At 63.6% G+C, this 19259-nt stretch carries 12 protein-coding genes; 8 read left to right on the forward strand and 4 right to left on the reverse strand.

Going from position 1 to position 19259, the window contains the following annotated elements; genetic code table 11:
- Positions 1 to 28: 28 nt before the first annotated feature.
- Both AB7M33_RS20040 and AB7M33_RS20045 read right to left on the reverse strand, forming a co-directional pair.
- Positions 29 to 2821 carry an amino acid adenylation domain-containing protein gene (locus tag AB7M33_RS20040; RefSeq protein WP_454243410.1) on the reverse strand — a complete coding sequence of 931 codons (2793 nt, stop codon included), beginning with the start codon at positions 2819 to 2821 and terminating at the stop codon, positions 29 to 31.
- A 222-nt stretch (positions 2822 to 3043) separates the two neighbouring features.
- On the reverse strand, positions 3044 to 4747 hold the full coding sequence (locus AB7M33_RS20045) for a sigma-54-dependent Fis family transcriptional regulator (RefSeq protein ID WP_265969702.1): 1704 nt from the start codon (positions 4745 to 4747) through the stop codon (positions 3044 to 3046).
- 373 nt (positions 4748 to 5120) lie between these two features.
- On the opposite strand from AB7M33_RS20045, the gene AB7M33_RS20050 reads away from it, so the two are divergent.
- From AB7M33_RS20050 to AB7M33_RS20080, 7 genes are all read left to right on the forward strand, one after another.
- Positions 5121 to 5378, forward strand: coding sequence for a phenol hydroxylase subunit (locus tag AB7M33_RS20050; RefSeq protein WP_265969703.1), 258 nt, complete (start codon positions 5121 to 5123; stop codon positions 5376 to 5378).
- Positions 5379 to 5433: 55 nt separating this feature from the next.
- Positions 5434 to 6429, forward strand: coding sequence for an aromatic/alkene monooxygenase hydroxylase subunit beta (locus AB7M33_RS20055; protein WP_454243411.1), 996 nt, complete (start codon positions 5434 to 5436; stop codon positions 6427 to 6429).
- Positions 6426 to 6695, forward strand: a complete 270-nt coding sequence (locus AB7M33_RS20060) for an MmoB/DmpM family protein (RefSeq protein ID WP_099428932.1) — start codon at positions 6426 to 6428, stop codon at positions 6693 to 6695. The genes AB7M33_RS20055 and AB7M33_RS20060 overlap by 4 nt, the downstream gene beginning before the upstream one ends.
- A 32-nt stretch (positions 6696 to 6727) precedes the next feature.
- A complete protein-coding gene (locus AB7M33_RS20065) occupies positions 6728 to 8242 on the forward strand; it encodes an aromatic/alkene/methane monooxygenase hydroxylase/oxygenase subunit alpha (RefSeq protein WP_454243412.1) in 1515 nt (504 codons plus the stop codon).
- A 73-nt stretch (positions 8243 to 8315) separates the two neighbouring features.
- Complete coding sequence (locus tag AB7M33_RS20070) at positions 8316 to 8675, forward strand: phenol hydroxylase subunit P4 (RefSeq protein WP_099428934.1); 360 nt, start codon at positions 8316 to 8318, stop codon at positions 8673 to 8675.
- An 11-nt stretch (positions 8676 to 8686) separates the two neighbouring features.
- On the forward strand, positions 8687 to 9748 hold the full coding sequence (locus tag AB7M33_RS20075) for an NADH:ubiquinone reductase (Na(+)-transporting) subunit F (RefSeq protein ID WP_265969705.1): 1062 nt from the start codon (positions 8687 to 8689) through the stop codon (positions 9746 to 9748).
- Positions 9749 to 9791: 43 nt separating this feature from the next.
- Positions 9792 to 10691: a SphA family protein gene (locus AB7M33_RS20080; protein ID WP_454243413.1), complete on the forward strand. Its 900-nt coding sequence runs from the start codon at positions 9792 to 9794 to the stop codon at positions 10689 to 10691.
- Between the two features lie 224 nt (positions 10692 to 10915).
- Here the strand turns inward: AB7M33_RS20080 and AB7M33_RS20085 are convergent, their stop codons facing one another.
- On the reverse strand, positions 10916 to 11614 hold the full coding sequence (locus tag AB7M33_RS20085) for a pirin family protein (protein ID WP_027596211.1): 699 nt from the start codon (positions 11612 to 11614) through the stop codon (positions 10916 to 10918).
- A gap of 221 nt (positions 11615 to 11835) precedes the next feature.
- Between AB7M33_RS20085 and AB7M33_RS20090 the strand changes: the two genes are divergently transcribed.
- On the forward strand, positions 11836 to 14307 hold the full coding sequence (locus AB7M33_RS20090) for a UvrD-helicase domain-containing protein (protein WP_454243414.1): 2472 nt from the start codon (positions 11836 to 11838) through the stop codon (positions 14305 to 14307).
- 7 nt (positions 14308 to 14314) lie between these two features.
- Here AB7M33_RS20090 and AB7M33_RS20095 read toward each other — a convergent pair whose 3' ends face one another.
- Positions 14315 to 19195, reverse strand: coding sequence for an NEL-type E3 ubiquitin ligase domain-containing protein (locus tag AB7M33_RS20095; RefSeq protein WP_454243415.1), 4881 nt, complete (start codon positions 19193 to 19195; stop codon positions 14315 to 14317).
- Positions 19196 to 19259: the final 64 nt, after the last annotated feature.

Below are 19259 nucleotides of genomic sequence, written 5' to 3' on the forward strand. Positions count from 1 at the left end.
TGACCAGCGGGCCGACAGCGTTACCGCTTCAAGGGGAGGTCGCGCGTTCCACGGCCTGTGTCCCACGCGTCTTGCGCCGCCCGCTAACGCGTGTAATGACTCGCCGGGTCAGCGTGTTCCAGCAGTACGTCACCAGCACGCCACCAACAAGGGCCAGGGCCACCGCGAACAACGGCTGATCGACGATGCGCCGTGCCAGCGACTGGAACTGGAAGTGCGTCAGGTAGATGAACAAGGTGGACGAGGCGATCATCGCGCCCGCTCTGGCGACCACGCCCGGCACGGGCACGGACCGGAACCAGATCAAGGCCAGCATCGCCGGCAGGGCGATATCGATGTAACGGGCAAACGCCTGCCAGCCGAGGCCGGCAAGGGCCACCAGGTCGAGCTCGGCAATCAGCAGCAGCGCCACCGCACTGGCGACCGCTTTGCGCAGCGACGTATCGGCGTAGTGAATGGCCATGCCCAGTACCATCACGGCCAAGTAATGCTGAGGTACCCGGTTGAGCAGGGCTGTGGTGTCGAACACGAAGCGGCTGAGCAGCACATCGGCCACCACCAGTGCGCACGAGGCAAGGATGAGGCAGGGGAACGGGTTGGCGATGATCGCCTTGCGCACACGCTTGATCGACAACACGACACCGAGGATCAGCAGCATCTGCACCAGCACTTCGATGTACCAGTAATTGAACACGCCGACCTTGTCGGGCGGGAACCAGTTGGAGATCAACAGCAGTGATTGCCAGTGGACTCGGTCGAACACCGCCTGCACCAGTACTGTGTACAGAATCGTCGGCACCGCGATGGCGGCTAGCGACTTGAGCAGCATGCGCGCATCGCCGCGCTCATCGATGGCCTTGAACTGGAACCTGGCCAGGCTGATGCCGGAGATCAGGAACAGCACCGACGTCTCGCCAGCAATGCGCCATTCCGAGAACACATTCAAATGCCCGACGACAATCAGCAAAATGGCGACCATGCGCAGGAACACCGGCACTTCCATGACCCGCATCGACCAGGTGTTGGCCGGGGTGCCTGGTTCGGCCAGGTCGGCCAGGTCCTGTACCGGGATCATTTCCCAGCGATCCGGCAAGTGGCCAATCAGCGCTTCGAGCACCATCGAGGCGCGGACGAAGGACAGCGAGTCGCCGCCGAGCTCCACGAAGGTGAGGCGGGCATCGATGTGCGGAGCCTGCAGTATCTGCGCCCAGGCCTCGGTCAGTTTCAACGCCAGCGGTGACAGCGCCTGTGGGGTGCTGGAGGCGCTGTCATCGAAAGCCGCAGGCAAGGCGCGCTTGTCGATCTTGCCGTTGGGCGTGAGTGGAATGCTCGGCACGAACAGGAACATCGCCGGCACCATGTAGTCTGGCAGCATGCCTGCGATGGCCTGGCGCAGTTCAGCGGTCGCTATGGGCTGATCGGCGACGCAATAGGCGACCAGCCTGACACTTGCGTTGTCATGGTTGGCCAGCACCACGCATTGCTTGATGCGCGGCAGTCGAGTGATGGCGTTTTCGATCTCCGCCAGTTCGATGCGATGGCCGCGGATTTTCACCTGGCTGTCGCCGCGCCCCAGAAAAGTGGCGCTGCCATCGGCCAGGTACGTGCCCAGGTCGCCGGTGCGGTAGCAGCGGTCGGCCGGGGCGCCGGTGAACGGGTTTACCACGAACTTTTCCTGGGTCAGAGCCGGGTCGCCCCAATACCCCAGCGACAGGTAGGGGCTGCGGATCAGGATTTCCCCGACTTCGCCGGCTTCGACCAGGTGGTTGGCCTCGTTGACGAGCAACAGTTGCGCGCCGCCTATGCCTTTGCCCAACGGGATTTTGCTGTTGTCTGCGTGCGGGTCAAGCACGTGGAAGGCCATGGCCTGTGGCGTTTCGGTGGTGCCGTAGAAGTTCACGCTGGTGGCGTGTGGCGCAATCGCACACATCTGCTGGTACAGCGTAGGGCTGAGCGCATCGCCGCCCCAGAACAGGTAACGCAGGCGTTCGAACAGCAGCCCGTTCATCCGTGCGCCGGTTTCGATCAGTTTGCCCAAAGGCGGCGTCAGGTGGATGACGGACACGCCGTGGTCGTGTATCCACGCAGCCAGGCGCGACGGGTCAGTCAGGGTGGACTGGGCCGGGCAGAGGATGGTGGCGCCAATCGACAGCGGCGTGAACACATCGCGGTAAACCGGGTCGTGGCCCAAGCCGGATAGCAGCGAAAAGCGGTCATCCTGGGTAAAACCATGCTGCTGCACGTGCCAGTCGACGAAGTGCACCAGCGGCGCATGATGGGTGACGATGCCCTTCGGTTCGCCAGTGCTGCCCGAGGTGAAGGTAATGTAGGCCGGCTGAGCAGGGCTGACTGCGGGCAGGGGCGCTGGCTGGCTGGCGAAGTGTTGCAGGGCATCGGCGGGGGCGTGCGGCACGTTCACGCAGTGCGCACGGCCAGGTTCGACCTCGGCGTCGCCACAGCGCACTACAAAGGCAGGTTCGAGTGTGCGGATGATCTGGCCGATACGCGCAGCCGGGTACGCGGCGTCGGCGACGGTGAAGGTCAGCCCGGCGCGCAAGGCGCCGAGCATGGCATAGACCAGCGCCGCGCCGCGGCTTGCGACAATCACTACCCGATCGGCACCGATGGCGCCATTTTCGAGCAGGTACGTGGCGATACCCTGGCTGATCTGCTCAAGTTGTCGATAGCTGCAGGTGGCTTCGTGGGCAATGATCGCGGTTGCCTCGGGCGAGCGACTCGCCTGCTCCACAAAGGCCTGGAAAATCGGCTGTTCGGCACGGTAATCAAGGCTCAGCGTCGGGTTCGGGCGCAGATCCGGCATGTTGTGTGTTCGCTCCGCATGAACGGCAAGTGGCTGGCTGGATAGCACAACGCTAGTGCAGGGCAGCGAATGGCGCCAATGCGCTTGCGGTATTTGCGTGGGCGCTGAAATGGTGGGGCCGCTTTGCGGCCCATCGCGACGCAAGGCCGCTCCTACAGGGGGATGCGTTCTGTTGTAGGAGCGGCCTTGCGTCGCGATGGGCTGCAAAGCAGCCCCAAATGCTCAAGGCTTACCGGCCACGCTCTCGCCGGGTGCCTTTTTCAGCCGATAGGCCAGGGCAGGGCGGGTCATGCCGAGCAGCCGCGCCGCTTCCGAAACGTTTTGCCGGCAGCGTGCCATGGCCTCTTGCATGAGCGCCTCCTCGACGGCATCCAGGCCGGTGCCGCTGTCGAAGATCTGCGCCACCCAGCCCGGCGTTTGCAGGTCGCTGTCGGCCACCAGCCGGCCATCGCTGCCAAGGCCGATGCTGTCGATGGCGGGCGGTGCATGCGGGAACAACGCATCCAGGCCGATACTCTGGTTTTCGTCGGTGATGATCACGCCGCGCTCCATGAGGTTTTCCAGCTCGCGGATGTTGCCCGGCCAGTCGTAATGCAGGCACACCTCCATGGCCCGGTCGCTGAGGCCGCGGGTTTTCTTGCCGTAGCTTTCATGCAGGCGCCCGAGGAAGTGCTCGATCAGCAGCGGGATGTCCTCGCGGCGCTCGCGCAGTGCGGGGATGCGTACCGGGAACACGTTCAGCCGGTAGAACAGGTCGGCGCGAAAACGCCCGTCCTTGACAGCCTGCTCCAGGTCTTCATGGGTGGCAGCGATCACCCGCACATCCACCTGGCGTGTGCGGCTGTCGCCCACCCGCTCCAGTTCGCCTTCCTGCAACACCCGCAGCAGGCTGGCCTGGGCGCGTGGCGTAAGCTCGACGATTTCGTCGAGGAACAGGGTGCCGCCATTGGCCCGCTCGAAACGGCCCATGCGGGCCTGCTGGGCGCCGGTGTAGGCGCCTTTCTCGACACCGAACAGTTCGGCCTCGATCAGGTCGGGCGGTATCGTCGCGCAGTTCAGGGCGACGAACGCCGCGCCGGCGCGCTCGCTGCGCAGGTGCAGGCTGCGGGCGATGACTTCTTTGCCGACGCCGGTTTCACCCAGCAGCAACACCGAGGCCTTGCCCGAGGCGACTTTGTCGGTGAGCGCGCAGCAGCGCCGGTACACCGCCGACTGGCCGATGCCGTAGAACTGCCCCGATTCGTACTGCAGGCGCTGGCGCAGGTTGGCCACCTGCACTTGCAAGGACTGCAACTCGTCGATCACCGGGTCGCTCTGGAAGTAGCGCATGAACGTTTCGGCGTCTTCCCATTGCTCCACCGGCTTGCCGATGATGCGGCATTCGCTGCCGCCACAACCGCGGCAGCTGACCTCTTTGTACAGCACCTGGCGGCCGAGGAAGAACGAGCTGTAACTGATCGCGTAGCCCAGCAGCATCCAGCAGATTGGCTGCTCGGACTGAAGGTTTTCTTGCTGGCAGTTTTCCACCTCGAAAGAGTCTTGCCATTCGATGTCGGCGTAGAAATGGCCGTTGTCGAGGTCGATCTCCAGCTGCAGCGGGCGGACCTTGACCATGCCTTTGAGCGAGTGCAACTGGGGGCCGATGAAAAACATCTCCACCGGGTTGCCGTTGGGGCGCAGTTTGCGGGCGAGCTCGGCATCCTTGAGGCCGGACTGGTAGCCCAGGCGCAGGAAAAACCCCTTGGCGCGTTCGACGCCGAGCATTTCGATCAGCTCGCGGCGCATGCCGGCCATCATCGCCGCCTGCACCAGCAGCATGCGTTGTTCGTCGAGCCAGATCTTGCCTTCGGTGCCGAGGAAACGCACCCGTTCGGTGAGGTCCTTCAGCGCCGGCGCAGGTTCCGGCGCCCTGTACTGGGTAATCATTCGCGTGCGCCCCTTGCTTGTAGTTGTATGGGGAATCGGCGCGTTCCGCTCAGGCATGGGCGGGTGGTTGGTCGCGCCGGGACGACCTCGGCGGCTCAGGCAAGGCTCGGGTCATCTCTTCTTTCTAAACCGCCTGAAACCTGCGCAAAAGTCAATCGCAGCACGCGTTGGTCATTTGCTCGAAGTGCCGTTGCGCGATTGAGCAAATGATCAATCGGGCGGGCTGCGGCGGCCGCTTGATCGCGTCTCGGCTTATCTTTGATTGGTGCAAAAGTCATTTTAAATCAATGGATTGAATTGTTTTTACTGCTCTGGAAGCAGGCCTGGCACAGCGGTTGCTCTAGCCCTTGCAAGCCTTACCGGAGCACAACCGATGACCCCAACCACCACGCCCTTCGAGCAGATGCCGCGCTACGTCCGAGTACGCAGCGCGCCGGACGCCGCCTTTGTCGAGTTCGACTTTGCCATCGCCTACCCGGACCTGTTCGTCGAACTGGTTTTGCCACGCGCTGCTTTCGCGCGCTTCTGCGAAAGCAACCGGGTGCTTCACATGGACGCCGCAATGGCCGCTGCCGTCGATGCCGACATGCAGAAGTGGCGTTACGGCGAGCGCCACGACGACAACGACTGACGCGCCGTTTGCCGGCGCATTGCTTCCCCACAACAACAAGTACAGGACGCCTTGCATGAGTATCGAGATCAAGACGGCCACGGTCGAGCCGATCCGCCAGACCTTCAGCCACACCCGCCGGCGGTTCGGCGATAAACCTGCCAGCCGCTACCAGGAAGCCAGCTTCGACATCGAAGCCGCCAGCAACTTCCACTACCGCCCGCTGTGGCAGCCCGACAAGCTGCTCAACGACCCCAGCCGCACCGCCGTGTGCATGGCCGACTGGTACGCCGTCAGCGACCCGCGCCAGTACTACTACGGCACCTACGTGCAGGCCCGGGCACGCATGCAGGAAAACGCCGAGCACAGCTTCGCCTTCTGCGAAAAGCGCGAACTGCTGGCCAGCCTGCCCGTCGCAACCCGTGCCCTGATCGCCCGCGTACTGCTGCCGCTACGCCATGCCGAACTGGGCGCCAACATGAACAACAGCGGCATTGCCGCGGACGCCTTCGGTACCAGCGTCACCCAGATGCACATGTTCCAGGCCATGGACCGCCTGGCCATTGCCCAGTACCTGTCGCGCATCGGCCTGCTACTCGAAGACGACGGCCTGGCATTGCTGGCCGAAGCCAAGCAGCGCTGGCTGGACGAACCGGCCTGGCAAGGGCTGCGCCGCTATGTCGAAGACAGCCTGGTGGTGCAGGACTGGTTCGAGCTGACCCTGGCGCAAAACCTGGTCAGTGATGGGCTGTTGTACCCGCTGCTGTTCGAGCACTTCGATGCACAACTGGTGGCGGACGGGGCAGGGCAGGTCGGCATGCTCACCGAGTTCATGCGCTTGTGGTTTGCCGAGAGCCAGCGGTGGGTCGATGCGCTGGTCAAGACCGTGGTCGGGGAGAGCGCACACAACCGCCAGCTGGTCGACGGCTGGGTGGCCCAGTGGCGCGTGCGCGCACGGGAGGCGCTGCTGCCGCTGGCCGAGGTCGGCCCTGGGCGCGAAGCCCTCGATGCCATCGACAGCGCCTTTGGCGCACGCCTGAAAAAACTCGGCCTCAGTGGAGACGCCGCATGACTTCCCTCGTCTACATCGCCTTCCAGGACAACGACAGCGCCCGCTACATCGTCGAGGCAATCACCCAGGACAACCCGCACGCAGTCGTCCAGCACCAGCCCGCGATGATCCGCGTGCAGGCCGAAGGGCGCCTGGAGATTCACCGCGCCACAGTGGAGGAAAAGACCGGCCGTGAATGGGACGTGCAGGAAATGCTGATCGACGTCATCACCCTCGGCGGCAACGTCGAGGAAGACGAAGACTGCTTCGCCCTGCACTGGAACTGACCCACCCAACGACCAGCATTCGGAGAGCCACCATGGCCGCCAAGCGCCTCAACCAGAAAGACAAATACCGTTGCCTGACCCGTGACCTGGGCTGGGAACCGAGCTACCAGAGCAAGGACGCGATCTACCCCTACGAACGCTTCGAGGGCATCAAGATCACCGACTGGGACAAGTGGGAAGACCCCTTCCGCCTGACCATGGACGCCTACTGGAAATACCAGGCCGAAAAAGAGAAAAAGCTGTACGCGATCTTCGACGCCTTCGCCCAGAACAATGGCCACCAGAACATCTCCGATGCCCGTTACGTCAACGCGTTGAAGCTGTTTTTGAGTGGTGTCACGCCCCTGGAATACCAGGCCTACCAAGGCTTCGCCCGCGTCGGCCGGCATTTTGGCGGTGCCGGTGCGCGGGTGGCCTGCCAGATGCAGGCGATAGACGAACTGCGCCACGTGCAGACCCAAGTGCATGCGATGAGCCACTACAACAAGCACTTCAACGGCCTGCATGACTTTGCCCACATGCACGACCGGGTGTGGTTCCTCTCGGTGCCCAAGTCGTTTTTCGAGGACGCCCGCACGGCTGGCCCGTTCGAGTTCCTCACGGCCATCTCGTTCTCCTTCGAGTACGTGCTGACCAACCTGCTGTTCGTGCCGTTCATGTCCGGCGCCGCGTTCAACGGCGACATGGCCACCGTCACCTTCGGCTTCTCGGCGCAGTCGGACGAAGCCCGGCACATGACCCTGGGCCTTGAGGTGATCAAGTTTTTGCTCGAGCAGCACGAGGACAACGTGCCGATCGTCCAGCGCTGGATCGACAAATGGTTCTGGCGTGGCTACCGGCTGCTGACCCTGGTCGGGATGATGATGGACTACATGCTGCCGAACAAAGTGATGTCGTGGGCCGAGGCCTGGGAGGTGTACTTCGAACAGGCTGGCGGCGCGTTGTTCAAGGACCTAGAACGCTATGGCATCCGCCCGCCGAAATACGTCGAGCAGACCACCATCGGCAAAGAACACATCAGCCACCAGGCCTGGTCGATCTTCTACCAGTACAGCCAGGCCACCAACTTCCATACTTGGATCCCCACCGACGAGGAGCTGGACTGGCTCTCGGCCAAGTACCCAGACACGTTCGACCGCTACTACCGGCCGCGTTACGAGCATTGGCGTGACTTGCAGGCGCGCGGCGAGCGCTTCTACAACCCGACCCTGCCAATGCTCTGCCAGATCTGCCAGATCCCGCTGGCCTTCACCGAGCCGGACGCGCCCACGCAACTGAGCCACCGCAGCCTGGTGCACGAAGGCGAGCGTTACCACTTCTGCTCCGATGGCTGCTGCGACATCTTCGCCTACGAGCCCGACAAATACGTGCAGGCCTGGCTGCCGGTGCACCAGATCCTGCAGGGCAACTGTGGCGGTGGGGATGTCGAGGCGGTGGTGCGCGACTACTACAACATCGCCCCCGGGCAGGACAACTTCGAGTACCAGGGCTCGCCCGAGCAGCAGCGCTGGGAGGCCTTGCAACGTGCCGGGCGCAAGGCCGGCTGAACCGCCAAAACACCGCAACTGCCTGGGCGCCTTGCTGCGCCCGGGCCCATACAAGAACAAGAGGAACCTTGCCATGCCCGTGACCGCCATCGGCGCCTACACCGCCCAACCCTTGGACCTTCAGGCCAACTTCCACGGCGCCCAGCTGGTGTATCTGTGCTGGGAAAACCACCTGCTGTTCTGCGCGCCGTTCACCCTGCCCGTGGACCCGGCGCAGCCGTTCGCGGCCTTCATCGAGCACGTGGTCAAGCCGGCCATTGCCCTGCACCCCGATGCTGCGCAGGTGGATTTCACCGCCGTGCGCTGGCGCCTGGACGAACAGCCATTCACGCCTGACCTGTCCCGTGGGCTGGCTGCCAACGGTGTCGTCCACAAGAGCCTGCTGCACCTGCATACCCCCGGCCTTGAAGGCCTGGGCGGCAGCCATAACTGAGGAGCGCTGCCATGAGCTATCAAGTCACCATCGAACCCACCGGTGAACAGATCGAGGTGGAGGAAGGCCAAACCATTCTCGAGGCTGCCTTGCGCCAGGGCGTTTGGTTGCCGTTTGCCTGCGGCCACGGCACCTGCGCGACCTGCAAGTGCCAGGTGCTGGAAGGTGAGGTCGACCTGGGGGCGGCGTCCTCCTTTGCCCTGATGGACATGGAACGCGACGAGGGCAAGGTGCTGGCCTGCTGTGCCATTCCACAAAGCGACCTGGTGATCGAGGCCGACATCGACGTCGACCCTGACTTTGCCGGCTTGCCGGTACAGGACTACCGCGCCGTGGTCACCCAACTGGTTGAGCTGTCGCCGACCATTCGCGGCGTGCACCTCAAGCTCGACCGGCCGATGGCGTTTCAGGCCGGGCAATACGTCAACCTGCAGCTGCCTGGCATCGAAGGCACCCGCGCGTTCTCCCTGGCCAACCCGCCTGACCGGCCCGATGAGGTGGAGCTGCACGTGCGCCTGGTGGAAGGCGGCGTGGCGACCGGGCACATTCACCGGCAGCTCAAGGTGGGTGACGCGCTGGGCCTGTCCGGCCCTTACGGGCAGTTTTTCGTGCGCAGCGCTCAACCGGGTGACCTGATCTTCATCGCCGGTGGCTCAGGGCTGTCGAGCCCGCAGTCGATGATCCTCGACTTGCTGGCGCGGGGCGACACGCGGCACATCACCTTGTTCCAGGGCGCACGTACCCGCGCCGAACTGTACAACCGCGAGCTGTTCGAAGCGCTGGCGGCCCGCCATGCCAACTTCAGCTATGTGCCAGCCCTTAGCCAGGCAGCCGAGGATGAGCAGTGGCAGGGGGTACGCGGCTATGTGCACGACGCTGCCAAGCAGCATTTCGACGGCCGCTTCAACGGCCACAAGGCCTACCTGTGCGGCCCGCCACCGATGATCGACGCCGCCATCAGTTGCCTGATGCAGGGCCGCCTGTTCGAGCGCGACATCTTCATGGAGCGCTTCTACAGCGCTGCTGATGCCGCAGGTGAAGGCCAGCGTTCGGCGCTGTTCAAGCGCATCTGACCGGCTTATTGCACGACCGATAACAACAACAAAGGTTGACCCGATGAACCCGAAGCTTGCCAACCTGCTACGCCTTGCCGCCTGCGCCACGCTGTTCGGTGCAGCCAACCTTTCACAGGCCACCGAAGGGGGCGGCACGTCGTACCCGCTCGGTGCCGAGAACTACATGTCCGGCGCCATGCCGCCGCCGGGTGTCTATGGCCAGTTGTTCGTCAATCACTATGAGGCCGACAACCTGCGTGGTAACGACGGCAGCAAGCTGCCGGTAGACTTTCGCGTGCGCGCCAATGCGATCGTGCCACGCCTGATCTGGGTGAGTGATTACACGGTATTGGGCGGCAGCCTTGCGCTGCACGCGATAGTGCCGCTGGTGGACCTGAATGTTTCGGTCGATGGCCAGTCGCAGCACAACCGTGGCCTGGGGGATGTGATTTTTGGCCCGGCGCTGGGTTTTCACCACAGCGACAAGTTCCACAGCATCCTGGCCTTCGACATGATTGCGCCCACGGGCCGTTACGACAAACACGACCTGGCCAACCCTGGGCGCAACTACTGGGTGTTCGAGCCGGTGTACGCGATGAGCTACGTAGACCCCGTAGGGCTCAACCTGGATGCCAAGGTGATGTACGACTTCAACCGCAGCAACCCGGATACCGATTACCGGTCTGGGCAGGAGTTTCATGTCGACTATGCGGTGGGGTGGGGGCTGGGCAACGGGTGGGTGTTGGGGGTAGGTGGTTATTACTACCGCCAGACGACTGACGACCGCCAGGACGGCGAACGTATTGAAGATAACAAAGGGCGCAGCTTTGCCATCGGGCCGTCGATCAAATACAGCGGCGAGGGAGGGTGGTTTGTGACGGCGAAATGGTCGAAGGAGACCGAAGTGCGTAACCGCGCCCAAGGGGACGCGTATTGGGTGAAGCTGACGTTGCCGTTTTGACTTTCAGGGAAACTGCCCAGCCTCTTGGGGGCAGTTCACATTGTGGGAGCGGGCTTGTCCCGCGAATGAAGCTACGCGGTGCATGGCACCGGCTTCGCCGGTGTTCGCGGGGCAAGCCCGCTCCCACAGAGTCGCCGCTAAATCAATGAGCAAGACAGTTGCTCCAACAGAGTCGCTGCTAGCTCAATGCGTTAAGTTTTGCTCTTTGGGAGCAGGCAATCGATTCAGGCAACATCCACCAGCACGATCTCGCTGTCCTCGATGGCCGTCACCCGCAACACGTCCTCTTGCTCGATCGCCACCCCATCGCGCGCTTTCGCCTGCAGGCCGTTGACCTCTACCAATCCCTTGGCCGGCACCAGGTAGCCACGGCGCCCGGCATCGAAGCGGTACTCGGCGCTTTCCCCAGCCCGCAGGGTCGCGGCCACCAGCCGGGCATCGGTGCGAATCTGCAAACTGTCTTCGTCACCTTCACGCCCGCTGGCCAGGGTCACGAAGCCTTCGCCACGCTCACCGGTGGGGAAAGGGCGGGTACCCCAGGTCGGCGCATCGCCCACTCGCTCAGGCACTACCCAGATCTGGAAGATCCGCGTGTCGACGTCTTCCAGGTTGTATTCGCTGTGCACGATGCCGGAGCCTGCACTCATCACCTGCACGTCACCCGCTTCGGTACGGCCTTTGTTGCCCAGGCTGTCCTGGTGGGTGATCGCGCCTTCACGGACGTAGGTGATGATTTCCATGTCACGGTGCGGGTGCGGCGGGAAACCGCTGCCGGCGGCGATCAGGTCATCGTTCCAGACCCGCAGGTTGCCCCAGTGCATGCGAGCAGGGTCGTAGTACTCGGCAAACGAGAAATGGTGGTGGGCATCGAGCCAGCCGTGGTTGGCGTGGCCGAGGCTTTCGAACGGTCGCAGTTGCAGCATGGTCGTGCTCCTTGAATCAGTGGAATGACGCCATGATGCGACAAAGAAAGATCGAAAATAAGCGTAAATATCGGCTAATAATGATCGAATTGGTAGATCATTAAGGCTGCGGCTTTTTATCCGTTTCATCGCCTAATCCACTGATCTGCAAGCATTCGCTGGTGATTTTTGGTGGATGCGGCGAACATGGCACGCTGATTTTGTATTCCATCGGAGTGACCGTGGCCCACGAGCATCCCCAGGCGCCTGCCGACCTGACCCCACCTGCCCAGTTACCGTGGTTTCGCCGCCTGGCCGCCCGCCTTTTGGGGCGGGGCCTGACCCGCTTGCAAGCCCAGCATCGCGACTCCTGGTTCCTCGGCCACGCCACAGGCCAGCGCAGTGGCCATGCCGACGGGGTGCGCGAAGGCTTCGAGCGCGGGCGTGTGGAAGGGTACGAGGCGGGGCGCCAGGTGCTGGTCATCCGCGATACCCGCCCTGACACCGCCGCCGTACCCGGCCAGGACGACAACCTCTTCGACGATTGGCGCCTGCCGTTGACCGCCGAATTGAAGAAGCGCTTCAAGGCCGATGTGGCCCAGCGCTTGCCTGCCAAGGCGCAACCCAGTGCGGCCCAGTGGAAGCTGATTTTCAGCGACACGCCGTCCACCTGTGTGGTGGCGGGGGCAGGGGCGGGCAAGTCCACCTCGCTGGTGTTGCGCATTCTGTTGCTGCGCCATTACCTGGGCTACGAGCTGGACGCGATGACCGTGGTCACCTTCACCCGCGAATCGCGCAAAGACTTCATCAAACGCCTGCTGCAGGTGTTCGCCCTGTGGCAGATCGACCTGCAGCCCGCGCTGGCCCGCGAGCTGGTGCGCACCTTCCATTCGCGCATCTTGCCGCTGGTGCGCAGCCTGCCAGGTTTTGGCCAGGTGCGCGCGTTCGAGACACTGGGCAACGAGATGCCGGCGGGCCGCGAGGCCGAAGCCGAGAGCAACCCGTTCGACCTGCGCCTGAACGAGGCGCAGCGCCAACAACTGAACCTCTGCTACAGCACCTTGCTGGGCGATAACCCCCGCTTTGCCGAACTCATTGGCCTGCTGCGCAGCGAAGCGTTGCAGCTCAAGCCGCTGGACCCTAACCACCCGGAGGTGCAAAAGCGTGCGCAGGTGACCCAGTTGGCCGCCCAGCGCGACGAAGAACTGTGCGATGTCATCGAAGACCTGTGGTTCGCCGCAGGCGCCTGGCCGATCAAAGGCATCGAGCCGTGCCGCGACACGGTCGAAATCCGTGGCAGCCGTTTCCATGTGCATGGCCGCCTTGAAGGGCAGGGGCCTTGGGTGGTGTTGGGTTTCGACCCCGCGGAAAGCGCCCAGTACCAGCGCCCCGGCGCCAAGCTGGCGGTGCGTGCCGAATGGGCGGTCAAGCGCACCCTGCTGCAGGCCTTCTGCGACAAACCGCTGATCTGGCTGGACAACTACGCGGCCGCGCGACGCCTGGCGGCCTCCCTGGCCGGTGATGCGGTGGCTGGCCCCGGCTTTGAGTACAAGGTCAAGGGCGAACTGGCCCCAGCACCGCTGCTCGACGCCTTTGTCGGTGCCGCCAACTTCATCGAGAACCTGGGGCTTGACGTGAATGGCGCCGTGGCGGCGATGAGCTTCCCGGCAGGCGACAGCGACGGCCTGTTCTTCGAAGCCCTGGCGCTGTACTGGAAGGCCCTGGAGGCACACCTGCTGGACCAGTCGCCGCCGGTGATGAGCTACAACCGCATGTTTGCCCTGTTTGGCGAGAACAACCCGGAAAACCTGCAACTGCTGCCCGACCCCTTGCTCAGGCCCCTGGCGCATTTGATGATCGATGAGTTCCAGGACGTTTCGCCGCAAATCGTCAGTTGGCTGCGTGCCTGCCTTGCCGAGATCCGCCGACGTGGGCCGTCGATGCACAGCGGCCGTAATGCCCAGCATTCGTCGCTGTTGTGCGTGGGTGACGACTGGCAATCGATCTATGGCTGGCGCGGCAGTTCGCCGAAGTACTTCATGGAGTTCACCAAGGCCTTTGTGTCACCGGCCAACACGCGGGTGATGATGGTCGAGAACTACCGGTGCCAGCAGCAGGTCATCGATGCGGCGGAATTCCTGGTCAAGGGCACGCCCGCGATCACCGGCAAGAAGGCCCGCGCCAGTGGCCCGGCAGCCGAGTTGCCGGGCTCGCCGGTCAAGGTGTTCGACCGCGACGAGGCCGCGCTGGGCGAGACCCTGATCGAGCATTATCAACGCGGCGAGTCGGTGATGATGCTGTACCGCAAGGGCAGCGACAAAGCCCTGATGAACGACCACCTGCAGGCCGTGCTGCACGCTGAGGCAGCGCTGCCGGCCGAGCAACGCCGGCTGCGGCAGTTGACCTACCACAGCGCCAAAGGTTTGCAGGCCGATGCGGTGTTCATGCTTGGTGACTGCCAGTACCTGACCAGCTCGCCGTACAAGAACCAGGTCTATCGCCTGGCCGGCCTGGGTAAGGCCGGTGATGCCCAGGCATTCGATACCGCGCAGAAGGAAGAAGTACAGCGCTTGGCCTACGTTGCGGTCACGCGTGCGGTCAGGCACTGCTACTGGCACGTGGAAGCGGCCAACAGCGAAGCGCCGGCGGCGCCGCGTGCCTCGAGCCAGGTAGATGGCCGGCAGGCCTTCTTCGAAGACCTGCGCGGCCAGTGAGGGCTGCTTAGCCGCCCAGGGTTTGCGCCTGTCGGGTGAGGCTGGCCAGCAGGCCCGCTTCCACTGCTTGCTGTTCAGCGGTCAATGCCCGCATGGCGCGGTCGAACTGTCCTTCGTTGAGTGGCACGCGGTGAAGGTTGCCCAGCTCGTCCACGGGCGACGTTGGCAGGGCGTCGCTCAACGCACCTATCACCGAACTGTCCAAGCGAGTAACGGCTTCCTGGGTCTCATCCAGGCAGTAGAAGAGGTAGTCGTGGCCCTGTCGCCAGAAGTCGGTGAGCAACATGAACTGCGCGGCATACTCGCGCTTCAGGTAGCTTACCCACCCCGGTTGTTCGATAAGCCATTGCAGCCGGGCATCGGTGTCGGCGTCCAGGGCGAGTACGGCGGCCTCGACCCGGTCGATGATGACCTGGTTGACTTGGGCCGTGTCACGGTAGCGCATGCCGTGGCTGGGCTCGGGGAAGCCTAGCGGCTCGGCCAGGGACTGGCGCAAGGCCAGGCGAAGCTCGATATCGTCCACCAGGCCGTTTTGCAGTTCGCCGTCGGGGAACGCTGCGGGATCATCCAGCACATCGTGAAGCGGCAGTGCTTCATCGAACACATGGTCCTGCAGCGCCTGTTTGCGTAGCGACCGGCGGACACTGATGCGGTCAGCCAACTGGTTGACCTGATCGCGCCGGTACAGCTTGCGATACAGCGCCAGCAACTCGCCAGGGCGAGTACCGGCGCCGCCCGCCGCCTCGTAAGCCAGCACTTCGATCTCCAGGGCACTGAAGGCGTCGGCCCCGGCATCCCCGCAGGTGGGCGGGAAGTCTTGGGCCACCGTGTTCAGGCGTTCGCGCAACGCACTGTCCCCAGCCGCTTTTTCCAACAAGGCCCAGACACGGTTGCGCAGACTCTGCGCATCGCGCTGTGCTTCAGCGGATTGGCTCAGGCGTTCCAAGACCCCTTGCAGGTCGTTGTTCTCCCCCTGCTCGAACAGATCGCGCCACAGTTGCTCCTGGGCGTCGCTCGCCGGGTTGCGCCACAGCGCTTGCCACTCGGGCATCGCCCCCGCGTGTTCAAAAACGTTGACGCCGCTGTCACCCAGGCGTGTACGTGTTTCGGCCTCCAGGTTGTTGTAGTTGAACAGCCAGCGGCGTTCAGGCAAACGCGCTGAGACATCACGGGCAAACGGTGTACGTAGAACCCCAGACAGGTCGGGCACGTTGCGGATGCGATTGTAAGACAGGTCAAGGTAGCGCAGCCGGTACTGTGGCTGGTTCATCAGGGTGGTCAGGCCTTCGGGCCATTGCTGCAAGTCGCAGCGGTGCAGGTTGAGGTGGCTGAGGCGGGCCATGAAGCGCAGGTCGGGGGCCACGTGTAGCGGGTTGAAATCCAGGTGCAAGACCTGTGGATGGACCATGTCCTGGAAGCGTGCGGCAAGCCTTTGATCCAGGGTGATGTGATTGTCCCCAAGGCCCAGTGCGTCCAGGCGCAAGCGGGTCAGAACTTGCATACTGGCGTCATCCAGTTCCAGAAAATTACTGCGCAAATTGAGTATGCGCAGGCCCGGCATCGCGCCAATGGCTTGCCGAGCCGCAGGCGTGAGGGCCCGTAAGGCATTGCCGGTCAGGTTCAGATCGCGCAGCCGGGGGGCGGACCGCAGCGCATCGAACAAGGCTTCGGCATTCATGTGCGGATTGTTGGTCACGTCCAATGCTTGCAGGTGAGGGAAGTTGGCCAGGAAAGCGCCTTCCAGGCGCTCCAGGCGCAAGCCGTCGAGCCGCAATTCATGGATATGCGGCATGGCGGCAGTGAGGGTTGGCAACTCGCGCAAGCGAATACGCTCGAGCCATAACAGGTTGCGTTGTTCACCGCCCTCACGGCGGCAGGCGCTCATCAGGCGCTCGGCACATTGCTGGCGGCTTCGGCGCTCTTCCAGGTCTTGCGCGGTCTCGATCCAGCGGCCTAGATCACGGTCCAAGCTGCGTTGCTCAGCTTCCAAGCGGTTGATCGCTGTGCCCAGGTCGCCGGCTTCTGTCAGCTCGGTTTTCAATGCGCTGATTTGTGCGTTGTCGAGCTCTGGGTAGAGCGCCCGCAAACGGCGTGCCGCCGCCCCCGTCTCACCACGGCCACTGAGCGGATAACCGAGCCTGCCATTGGCCAGCCGAAGGGGTGAGCGGAACCCTGGCTTGATCGGCTGTTGGCCCACCAAGGCAGCACAGTGCTGCCGATCGGCAAGCGCGATCTCGAACAGTTCGACCGCTATGGCCTGGGGGTGTTCGGCCTGCAATGCTTGCAGCAGCAGTTGGCTGTCCGCGTTGGCCAGGCTGTGCCGATACAGCCCGATGAGGGCTCGGTCTATTCTGGTGCGAGCTTGCAGCAAGCGGGCTTCTTCGCCGATGCGCAGGGGCACTCGACCTGCGCCCAGGCGCTGACGTTCAGTGCTGTTGGCATGGTCGAGGATTTCGTCGAGGGCGCTGTCCGGCAGCCCCGGGAACTGGCGGGCAAGGGCCTGCGCTGCGGGGCTCTGCGGTTCACGATGGCCTTGCTGCAAACTGTTGAATATCGCCTTGCGGCGGTTGGTCAGATGCTCAGCGAGCGTGTCGTTCAGTACCGAGGCACGTTGTGCGTGTGGGGTATCACCTAGCATCGATTGCACCGTGGGCTCATCCATCTGCGCCAGCACGGTCTGGCTCAGTGCGCCACTGTCCAGGTCGGCGCGGGTGATCTCGATCTCTATCTGCCCCGGTGCGACGGGCGGCCCATAGCGTACCGACTTGCCCCAAGGTTCTGGGCCTTCGAAGACCTTGAGAACGTGATCCTGCGGCCACTTCGGCAGGTTCAGCAGTTCGGGCAGGGCATAGTTTTTGTGGGCCGCGAGCGGCAGGCCGTGGCGTACGTGTTCTATGAGGGTGCCCACTTCGTTGTCCAGTTGCAGGCGCAGCAGTGTGTCGACCAGCAATGCCGGGGGGCGTAAGCCAGCCGCATGGGCACGGCGCAGGCTGGCCGTGTCGGTGCCGGTGCTGCGCAGGGCTGTGAGCAATTGCGCATCGTCCAGTCCCTGGCTGCGATGGCCGAGACGGCGTAGCAGCTGTATGTCGTCCCACTCGTGAGCATGTTCATGGGCCAGCTGCCAGCGGCCGTCGCCGATTGGCCGCACGTGCGGCGCATAAGCCTGAGGGGAGTCGGGGTGACGCACGCGCCAGTGTTGTTCAGGGTCCTGGAACACTTCATACAGGGTGCCTTCCAGCGCCATGTAGGCCTTGCCCTGGTGTTGATGAAGCCCGAGCGCATCGGGCTTTGCACCTTCAGCAAGCATTACATTGCTGGCATACGGCGCCATGTTTGGGTGCCACAGCAGTTCGCGGTCTTCCTGCCACACCGCCTTCAGCGCATCGACGAAACCGGATGCCTGGATAACCTTGGCGCCAGCGGCGAACCCGGCGATCACTGCGGCATTGATGGCCAACGACTGCACCTGCTGCAGCGCCTGCGCGGTGTCGCCTTCCTCCCAGGCTTCGAAACCGGTGAACACCGAACTCATCAGGTCATAGGCAAATACCCCGAGCATGGCCGTGTTCAACCCCGGGACGAAGAACGCGGCGACGTTGAGTACGTTCATGCCCATTTCGAGCCAGTGTTGCAGGCGCGCGTTGCGCGCTTTGGCGTCAACCTCGGCGGTGGGCACAGCGATGGTTTTGGCGTCGGCCTTCATGCGTGCCAGGTGTGCTCTGTACAACGTCGGCCAGGGCGCATTGCCCAAAGGCGAAGGGGTAACGTGCAAAAGCGGATTGCTACGCAGCGTGCGGTTGCCGCTCGCATCCACCTCGAACAGCGCGTGCTCCAGTTTGGCCGACAGTTCCACTTGCCGGTCTTTGTAGGCGAACTGCAGCAAGGCACGGCGGAATTCGCTGCGCTGCAGCCGGTGCCGCAGGTGCTGCCCGACCGCCATGATCGATGCGAACTCGCGCACCGGGTGCTCGCTGTCGTCCGGGATGTAGAGGATGCAAGGATTGCTCTGGTTTGGGGCATCAGGCCCGATAAGCAGGATTTCGTGCAGAGGGATACCGAACAGGCTGAAACGCCAGCACTGCAGATTGTGTTCACCATAGGCCGGGGCGGTGACATTGCTGCACAGTTGCATCAGCGCGGTGCGCCCGCGTTCGCTCAGCAAGCCCTTGAGCCAGGCAACCTGCGCCTGCACCCGCAAGCACTCGCGGCTCGCCTGAATCGACAGGCGCTCGACCTCCAGCCGGTTCGCGCCTTCATGGGTGGCCTGCAGGTGACCCTGGTACTGCTGGCCCAGGTCCAGCGCCCGGCACTGCTCAACGAAACTGGCCATGTTCAAGCCCTGCAAGGGTGAATCATCGCCTGCGGCGCGGGTCAACCGGCTATAGGCACCGACTTCCGTGAGGCCCTCGAAGTTGTGCAGGGCGGCTTCCAGCAAACTGCGCGGTTGCGGCGCGCCGACGGGGCGGGTTGCGAGCACGTCTACCGGCTGCTCTGGCACCAACGGGTATTGTGGGTCGGGCACGCCGACCCACGGGTTGCTGATCGGCTCGAAAGGTTGGAACACGTACTGGGCCTGGTCCACGGCCACGTTCAGGCCTAGGCGTTCGGTCAGCAGCGGTCGGCAGAATTCGATGATGCCTTTGAAGCCGGGCAGTGCCTGACGGAGCTGGGCGAGGCAAGTGTCGCGGGTCTCGACAAGCAGGCGCAGTTGCAGGCGTTGCTCCGGTTCGGCGCTGGCGTACCAGCTGTAAGGCGTGCCATCGGCCGCCAGGTAATCCTTGCGTACCCGCTGTACGACGCGTTCGGCATGGCCGGGGTGCAGGGTTTTGCTCCATAGCGGCAGCGTGCGCGTGATCTGCGCGTGATGTAAGGGTGGGGTGCTTGTCATGGTACCGACCTCTTGAGTAGGGAGGCGGTAGTCGATACTCATCCGGGTGCCGAGTGGCGGTAGA

This window comes from Pseudomonas sp. Y3 TE3536, assembly GCF_053629175.1.